The 8853-nt window shown below is 37.4% G+C and carries 10 protein-coding genes; 2 read left to right on the plus strand and 8 right to left on the minus strand.

What is annotated here, in order from left to right; all coding sequences use genetic code 11:
• Positions 1 to 45: 45 nt before the first annotated feature.
• Complete coding sequence (locus VNJ50_RS11435) at positions 46 to 1224, plus strand: acyl-CoA dehydrogenase family protein (protein ID WP_325581976.1); 1179 nt, start codon at positions 46 to 48, stop codon at positions 1222 to 1224.
• Between the two features lie 316 nt (positions 1225 to 1540).
• Here VNJ50_RS11435 and VNJ50_RS11440 read toward each other — a convergent pair whose 3' ends face one another.
• From VNJ50_RS11440 to trmB, 7 genes are all read right to left on the minus strand, one after another.
• On the minus strand, positions 1541 to 1873 hold the full coding sequence (locus tag VNJ50_RS11440; protein WP_325581978.1) for a ferredoxin: 333 nt from the start codon (positions 1871 to 1873) through the stop codon (positions 1541 to 1543).
• 129 nt (positions 1874 to 2002) lie between these two features.
• A complete protein-coding gene (locus VNJ50_RS11445) occupies positions 2003 to 3064 on the minus strand; it encodes an NAD(P)/FAD-dependent oxidoreductase (protein ID WP_325581980.1) in 1062 nt (353 codons plus the stop codon).
• 159 nt (positions 3065 to 3223) lie between these two features.
• Positions 3224 to 3466, minus strand: a complete 243-nt coding sequence (locus VNJ50_RS11450; protein ID WP_325581981.1) for a NifU family protein — start codon at positions 3464 to 3466, stop codon at positions 3224 to 3226.
• A 47-nt stretch (positions 3467 to 3513) separates the two neighbouring features.
• A complete protein-coding gene (locus VNJ50_RS11455; protein ID WP_325581983.1) occupies positions 3514 to 4653 on the minus strand; it encodes an Mrp/NBP35 family ATP-binding protein in 1140 nt (379 codons plus the stop codon).
• A gap of 260 nt (positions 4654 to 4913) precedes the next feature.
• Positions 4914 to 5243 carry an MGMT family protein gene (locus VNJ50_RS11460; protein WP_325581985.1) on the minus strand — a complete coding sequence of 110 codons (330 nt, stop codon included), beginning with the start codon at positions 5241 to 5243 and terminating at the stop codon, positions 4914 to 4916.
• Positions 5240 to 5869: a LysE family translocator gene (locus VNJ50_RS11465; protein ID WP_325581987.1), complete on the minus strand. Its 630-nt coding sequence runs from the start codon at positions 5867 to 5869 to the stop codon at positions 5240 to 5242. Before VNJ50_RS11465 ends, VNJ50_RS11460 begins: the two co-directional genes overlap by 4 nt.
• Before the next feature lie 2 nt (positions 5870 to 5871).
• The gene (gene trmB / locus VNJ50_RS11470) at positions 5872 to 6546 is read right to left on the minus strand and encodes a tRNA (guanosine(46)-N7)-methyltransferase TrmB (RefSeq protein ID WP_325581989.1); all 675 of its coding nucleotides are present in this window, start codon (positions 6544 to 6546) and stop codon (positions 5872 to 5874) included.
• A 259-nt stretch (positions 6547 to 6805) separates the two neighbouring features.
• On the opposite strand from trmB, the gene VNJ50_RS11475 reads away from it, so the two are divergent.
• Positions 6806 to 7861 (plus strand): glycosyltransferase, encoded by a 1056-nt coding sequence (locus tag VNJ50_RS11475; protein WP_325581991.1) that lies wholly within the window; start codon positions 6806 to 6808, stop codon positions 7859 to 7861.
• Here the strand turns inward: VNJ50_RS11475 and VNJ50_RS11480 are convergent.
• On the minus strand, positions 7835 to 8853 hold a 1019-nt coding region (locus VNJ50_RS11480), incomplete at its 5' end, for a sensor histidine kinase (RefSeq protein ID WP_325581993.1). The two genes, VNJ50_RS11475 and VNJ50_RS11480, sit on opposite strands and share 27 nt — an antisense overlap.

Below are 8853 nucleotides of genomic sequence, written 5' to 3' on the forward strand. Positions count from 1 at the left end.
TACCGATTTTGCTATTTTTGTGTTTCAATCTAAAATTTTCTAAAAATGAAGCCAGACTTGTTTCAAGCACCAGATTATTACAATATTGATGAATTGCTGAATGACGAACATCGCCTAGTGCGTGATGCTGCAAGAGAATGGGTAAAACGCGAAGTCTCACCTATTATTGAAGACTATGCCCAAAAAGCGGAATTTCCTAAACAAATCATCAATGGCCTTGCTGAAATTGGTGCTTTTGGCCCGTACATTCCGGTGGAATATGGCGGTGCCGGTTTGGACCAAATTTCTTATGGTTTAATCATGCAAGAAATTGAGCGTGGCGATTCTGGCGTTAGAAGTACAGCTTCTGTGCAATCGTCATTAGTAATGTATCCTATTTGGAAATATGGAAACGAAGCACAACGCAATAAATATTTGCCAAAATTGGCAAGTGGCGAATGGATGGGAAGTTTTGGACTTACCGAGCCTGATTACGGCAGTGATCCGGGAGGGATGGTGACCAACTTTAAAGATATGGGCGACCATTATCTTTTAAACGGTGCCAAAATGTGGATTTCTAATGCGCCTTTTTGTGATATTGCTGTAGTTTGGGCTAAAAACGAAGAAGGTCGTATCCATGGATTAATTGTTGAGCGTGGCATGGAAGGTTTTTCTACGCCTGAAACTTTTAACAAATGGTCATTGAGAGCCTCGGCAACAGGAGAACTTATTTTTGATAATGTCAAAGTTCCAAAAGAAAACTTATTGCCTAATAAATCTGGATTGGGCGCACCTCTAGGTTGCTTGGATTCGGCGCGTTATGGCATTGCTTGGGGCGCTATTGGTGCTGCAATGGATTGCTATGACACCGCATTGCGTTACAGCAAAGAGCGTATGCAGTTTGGAAAACCTATTGGACAGTTCCAATTACAACAAAAGAAACTGGCCGAGATGATTACCGAAATTACCAAAGCACAATTACTGACTTGGCGCTTGGGTGTTTTGAGAGAAAACGGAACGGCAACCTCTGCACAAATATCAATGGCTAAACGTAATAATGTGGATATGGCCATTACCATTGCCCGTGAAGCACGCCAGATGCTAGGTGGCATGGGAATTACTGGAGAATACAGCATTATGCGCCACTCCATGAACCTCGAAAGCGTGATCACTTATGAAGGTACACACGATATCCATTTATTGATTACAGGATTGGATATTACAGGATTGAACGCCTTTAAATAGTGAATTCCTGCGGAGGCAGGAATCTCGTAAATAAGTTGAACACCTATCTTAAAACATAAAAAATGCTTCTTTAACGAGAGGCATTTTTTGTTCTATTGAAAAAAATCATCAAAAACTAACTGATCGAAACTATGGATTGACTTATGAAATTGTGAAGAAGGTCAAAAGTGGTAATTAGGTACAAAAATCTAAACTCATTATAAAAAACCGATTTTAAAGATCGGTTTTAAAGATCGGTTTTTATACTTAGAGGCTTATTGGAAATACATGACTAAGTGAAATAAATCAAGTGATTCCTGCTTTCGCAGGAATTTTATTAAGACTCAGGAGCCAACTCTACCTCCAGACCTTCCAAATCCAAGGTAATCGGAATTTGGCAACTCAATCTGGAATTGTCTTTAACATAAAAAGCTTCGGATAACATAGCTTCTTCATCGTCTTGCATTTCCGGAAGTTCAATATCGTTGACCACGTAACATTGGCAAGAGGCACACATGGCCATTCCGCCACATATACCAACAGTGCCTTCAGGAGCCAGTTCATAACTTCTAATGACTTCCATGAGATTCATGGCCATATCAGTAGGCGCAGCAACCTCGTGGGTTACACCCTCTCTATCCGTTATTTTTATTTTTACGTCTTGTTCCATCTTCACTTCCCACAACAGTGGAATGCTATTTTTTATTTGACAGGTTTAAAAACCTGAAAAGTTTAGTTTATATTATCTTCCAATAAATCTTTTTCTTTTTGGACAAATGTCCGAAAGCCAAAGAGGCTATTAATCTATGGCTTTTACCACTTGTTTTGGCGCTTCTTTTCGGGTGCCGTCAAAACCATCAACTCCCGCAACGGTCGTATATTTTAAGACATAACGCTTGCCAGGATTAAGAATTTGATAAGCCGCTTGACACATCAATGTAGCTTCATGAAAACCACATAAAATAAGTTTTAATTTGCCTGGATAGGTATTAATATCGCCTATGGCAAAAATGCCTGGAATGTTGGTTTGGTAATCCAAAGCATTATTGACGACGATCGCATTTTTATCGATTTCCAATCCCCATTTAGCAATTGGTCCCAATTTAGGCGATAACCCAAATAAAGGAATAAAATGATCGCATTCAATCTCAAATTCCTTTTCAATATTTAAAGATTGTGACACGACTACAGCTTCTACCTTATAATCACCAACAACATTAATTACTTCTGCAGGCGTTATCAGATTAATTTTGCCTTCGTTTTTTAGCTCTTGCACTTTATCAACCGAATCTAGGGCCCCTCTAAACTCATTGCGTCTATGGATCAAGGTGACTTCCGAGGCCACATCTGAAAGGAAAATAGCCCAATCCAGAGCAGAGTCTCCACCACCAGAAATGACCACACGTTTGTTTCTATAAATTTCTGGATCTTTTATAAAGTACTCAACGCCTTTATCTTCAAAGGAAGCAATATTCGGAATCAATGGTTTACGTGGCTCAAAACTACCCAAACCGCCAGCAATAGCGACCACAGGAGCTTGATGCTTGGTACCTTTATTTGTCGTTACAATAAAGGTTCCGTCGTCTTGCTTTTCAATGGTATCCGCGCGTTCTCCCAATGTAAATCCAGGTTCAAACTGTTTACACTGTTCTAAGAGATTATCGGTCAAATCTCCCGCTAATATTTCAGGGAAACCAGGAATATCGTAAATGGGTTTTTTAGGATATAATTCAGCACATTGGCCGCCCGGCTGTGGTAATGCATCAATAAGATGGCATTTCATTTTTAATAATCCGGCTTCGAACACAGCAAAAAGTCCTGTGGGTCCTGCGCCAATGATTAGGATATCGGTTTTAATCATATATAAGGCCACATAAAGTGGGAAATCATTTTATTCAACTTCGTTTAAAAAAGGTAAAAATCCGAATAAAGAAACTTCTATTTTATGACCTTCATCATATAATAAGAATTTAGAATATCATTTTGGTCGTAAATGAAGAAGCTTCGTCCATTTCAAAAATCAAGGCTCGACATTGATAACATGCTCAATTTGAGGTGCATATTTTTTAATAGTCATTTCAACACCAGATTTTAAGGTCATTTGATTCACGGAACATCCTACACAAGCACCTTCCAATTGCACTTTAACCAATTTGTCATCTTCTATGGACAGCAATACAATATCGCCACCATCACTTTGAAGGAACGGACGGATTTCATCGAGTGCCTTTTCAACATTTAATCTAAGTTCTTCGCTTGTCATGCTTTTTTATTAAGGTGTTTAAAATACCTTTTCTAAGTATTTTTATTTTATTTTTTAACTGCTGAACAACCAGCCATTGTCGTAATTTTGATGGCCTCGGTAGGAGGTAAATCGTCATTACGTCTTACCACTTCCTGAACTACATTTTGTGTCAAGACCTCAAAAGCTTGTTCTAATGGCGTTCCTGTTTGCAATGCAGCAGGTCTTCCCACATCACCAGCTTCTCGGATACTTTGCACCAAAGGAAGCTCTCCCAAAAACGGAACACCCAATTTGGAGGCCAAGTTCTTAGCACCTTCCTGACCAAAAATATAGTACTTATTATTTGGCAATTCGGCAGGTGTAAAATAAGCCATATTCTCAATAATTCCTAATACCGGAACATTAATACTTTCTTGTTGGAACATAGCCACTCCTTTTTTAGCATCTGCCAACGCTACATTTTGAGGGGTGCTGACAATAACGGCACCAGTTATAGGCAAAGCCTGCATGATGCTCAAGTGAATATCACCAGTTCCTGGAGGCAAATCGATGAGCATAAAATCTAATTCGCCCCAATGTGCATCAAAAATCATTTGGTTCAATGCTTTTGCTGCCATTGGTCCACGCCATACAACAGCTTGGTCGGGTTGGGTAAAAAATCCAATGGATAATATTTTTACGCCGTAGCTTTCTACAGGTTCCATTTTGGATTTTCCATCGATGGTAATGGATCTTGGTCGGCCATACTCAACATCAAACATAATTGGCGCAGAGGGTCCGTAAATATCCGCATCAAGAAGTCCTACTTTAAATCCCATTTTAGCTAAAGTAACGGCTAAGTTTGAAGTTACGGTAGATTTCCCAACACCACCTTTTCCTGAAGCTATAGCAACAATATTCTTTATTCCGGGAATGGCTTTTCCTTTTATCGTATTGGTAGGCGCAGCCTTTGCCGGCGCATCTACTTTGACATTAACCGTAACTTTAGCTTTTTCGTAAACTTGGTCATGGATAACTTTCATGATCTCTACTTCGGTTTTCTTTTTAGCTTGAAGCGTTGGATTATTTATCGTAATGTCCACAATAACTTCGTCGGCAAAAGTGACCACGTTTTTAACTGCGCCACTTTCAATCATATTTTGGCCTTCGCCCGGAGCAGAAATACTTTCCAGTGCTTTAAGGATGTCTTGTTTATTTAATTTCATTGGTTTGAGATACTAAAAGTCTAAAATAATAAAGCAATAAAATTGCTCTTTAATTATTTCAGCCTTATTTAATTAAGAATCATTCTAAAGTGCAAATATAATTAATATAGATGGAAGAAGGAAGTTAGAAGCTTGAAGTTTTTATGATAAGAATGACTTGTCTAATTACTGTAATCGGAATGATAAATTATAATTGCTCGGCCCTCAAAATTTTGATACCAATTGTTGACGTCAGGATGTTTAAATCTGAAGTTTAGCGGTCAAAGCTCCTCACCTGGATCCCAAAACACCTTGTCAAAATCCTGAACTTGATTGTCCTTTACTTCGATACCCTCACTTTCCAGAAGTTGCTGCATTAAATTAGTGCCTTCAAAATGAAATTTACCGGTAAGCAAACCTTTTCTATTGACCACACGATGTGCCGGAACATTTTTGGAAACACTGCCAATCAAAGCATAACCCACCATCCTTGCACTTTTTGCAGCACCTAAAAATCTTGCAATAGCCCCATAACTAGTTACCCGACCAAATGGAATTTGTCGCGCCACTTCATATACTTTCTCATAAAAGTTAAGACTTTCTGGCTTCATAATTCCTTAATAATATTGACCAATGTGACAATCGCAATAATTCCAGTGATGGACCCTATGATGTAATTCATGTTTTTCTGTGATGTCATGTTCTCGTTTTTGATCTTGTCAAAAAAGAAGATATACACATACAACATTACAAAAGTACCTGTTACTGCACCAAACACATACGAAATGATCATGGATGGATTAAATTCCAACCACCCAAAAGACGCCAAAGTAACCGTCATATACGCCTGGTACGGAATAGGAAAAACGTTGATGGCAGATAAAAACATACCATGAAAAAAGCGGCTGTGTTTGCTTCTCGATTGAGGCTCAACTTCGGTTTTGGAAGTTGATTTTGCAATAGCCAGATAATACACTGTAATCAACACAAAAATAACAAACGCCACACGTTGCAGCACATCAACAATATCTTGATGATGTGTTAAATATCTGGCAAACATGGCTGCAATATAAGTTTGAAAAAAGACAACCACACAAACGCCAATCGAAAACATAATGCCTCTAACGTGGCCTTCCTTGAGGCTTATTTTGGCCGCCGTCATATTCAATAAACCCGGTGGAATGACCCCAACAAACGCAATGAGCATTCCTATAATAAATATGACAGTAAGGTTCAAGATTATTTAATTTTAAATCTAATATAAGTAATTGCTTTGTTTTTCTCCAGATATTGCCCTTCATAATAGGTCTGGATTTCTGTTACCTCCTTTGGACTTCCTTCTTGACGGTAAACATCATGATTCGCATAAAGCACATCGTGCCCAAGGCCGTGCAACAATCCTAAGGTATAACCATGCATAAACTCACTATCGGTTTTTAAATGGATAAGACCTTCCGGTTTAAGAATGGCTTTATAGCGCTCCAAAAATGCAGCATTCGTCATACGATGTTTGGTACGCTTATATTTTATTTGCGGATCAGGAAAAGTGATCCAAATTTCATCCACTTCATTGCTGGCAAATGCATATTCAATAAGTTCAATTTGTGTTCGTAAAAAAGCAACATTCGCCATTTTGTCTTCCGTTGCTGTTTTTGCACCTCGCCAAAAACGCGCACCTTTGATATCAATTCCTATAAAATTTTTATTTGGAAATCGTTTCGCCAAACCAAGTGTATATTCACCACGTCCACAACCCAATTCCAATACCAATGGATTCTCATTTTTAAAAACCTTATCATTCCAATTCCCCTTAATATCAAAATCTTCATTGATCAATTCATCGCGCGTTGGCTGATACACGTTTGAAAAAGTCTCGTTTTCCCTAAATCTTCTGAGTTTGTTTTTACTTCCCACTTATCTTTATATTTCTGATTTTATTGATTAAATTTTAAACTTCAATCTCTATTTCTTGAATTGCATTTTAAATTTAACAAGTTGCAAAATTAAGGAAATATATGGAAGTGATTATATCGTTATCTTTGAATGTTTCGGGAACTTGCAATCGTCTTATGAATTTGGTTAAAACATCTAAAAAAACAACTTTTTTAATCGCATCCTAAACCTTCAGATTATTAACATTTCTAAAATAAAAACTGTTGCCCCAAAAAATGAAATGAAAAAAAAGATATTAATAGCACCTTTAAATTGGGGATTGGGCCACGCCACACGATGCATCCCAATTATCAACGCTTTGTTACAACACAACTTCATTCCTATAATCGCGAGCGATGGCGCTGCTTTAGCTCTTTTAAGAAAGGAATTTCCCAAATTACAAACTATCGAATTACCCACTTATGATATCAGATATTCGACAAAAGGTTATTTCTTAAAGCTTAAGCTTTTTCTTAATGCTCCAAGGATCATAAAAGCTATAAAATCTGAGCATAAGATGACCGAGCAAATTGTAAAAACACATCAAATCGATGGCATTATTTCAGATAACAGATTTGGAGCTTTCCATAAAAGTGTCCCTTCAATTTTTATCACGCACCAAATTAAAGTTTTGAGTGGAAATACGACTTGGCTAAGCACAAAACTACATGAAAAGTATATTATGAAGTTTAATGAGTGTTGGGTTCCAGACACGTCTGCATCAACCAATTTAACTGGAAAAATGGGACATGTTAATCAAAGTAAACTTACCGTTAAATACATTGGTCCACTAAGCCGATTTCAAAAAACCTCAGCTTCTATGCAATATGACGTCATGGTTTTGTTATCCGGACCAGAGCCACAACGAACTATTTTAGAAAAAAAATTACTTTTGGAATTTAAAAGCTTCAGCGGAAAAGTACTTTTTGTAAAAGGGATTATTGAACCAGAGGAAAAAATAATTACCATTGGAAATCTGACGATCTATAATTTTATGACCAGTGAATTGTTGGAAAAATCTCTAAACGCAAGCCAATTGATTGTTGCGCGTCCTGGATATACCACTCTGATGGATTTAGCAAAACTAGGGAAAAAGGCGTTTTTTATTCCGACACCTGGCCAATTTGAGCAAATCTATTTAGCAAAGAGGATGTCCGAAAAAAAATTAGCGCCAAGTTGTCATCAAGAAGATTTTACTTTAGAAAAACTATTGGACACTTCATATTATAACGGTTTGAACACCATTGAATATCAGGCTGATTTTGGAAAACTATTTCAACTTTTCGAGCGTGAATGAAAACTCACTTCCTACACTTAATTCACTCTCAACATACATTCTTTCATCGTGCGCTTCAATAATATGCTTTACAATGGACAAACCTAATCCAGAACCACCTTCTTTGCGCGAACCACTTCTGTCCACTCTATAAAAACGTTCAAAAAGTCGTGGAATATTGGCTTTTGCGATGCCTTCGCCATTATCCGTCACACGAACAATCACTTTGTTCTTTATTAAATTTTCGATACTAATTTCGGTAGTACCTTTAATCCTCCCATATTTGATAGAATTTACAACAAGATTGGTAAGCACTTGCCTTATGCGCTCTTTATCAGCAGATACCATGATTGGATTTGGATAATTCATATCAAAAGTTAGTGTTATTTTTTTCTTTGCGGCTTTCATTTCCAGCAAATCAAACACACTTTGAACCACTTCGACAATATTAAAAGGTTCGATATCCAAGCTTAAATCCCCACCTTCAAGTTTGGTGATCATATCCAAATCTTGTACAATATAAATGAGTCGCTCAACCCCTTTATTTGCTCTTTCAAGATATTTACCCCTAAATTTTTCATTCTCCATGGCACCATCCAGCAAAGTCAAAATATAACCTTGAACCGTAAACAATGGCGTTTTCAATTCATGAGAAATATTGCCCAAAAACTCTCGTCTATATTCTTCACGAACTTTCAATGTTTCGATTTCTAGTTTTTTATCCCTTGCAAATTGGCCAATTTCTTGGGTAAGAGTGGCCATGTCTGTGGTGATGGGCTGCTTGCGGAATGAAGCCGATTCAAGCAACGTCAAATCATCATAAATACCTTTGACGCGTTGATAAATAAAACGCTCCACACGATATTGGATAATAAAAAATGAAACAGGATAAAAAACCACTAGAAAACCTAGTAAAATCCAGATATTAAATGCATTGGAAAAATATAAAAGTACACATAGAAGTACAAGTAAAAACAGTGTAATGTACAAGGCAGTTTGGGTGGCAAACTTAT

Source organism: Gelidibacter sp. (assembly GCF_035577925.1).
Classification (GTDB): Bacteria; Bacteroidota; Bacteroidia; order Flavobacteriales; family Flavobacteriaceae; genus Gelidibacter.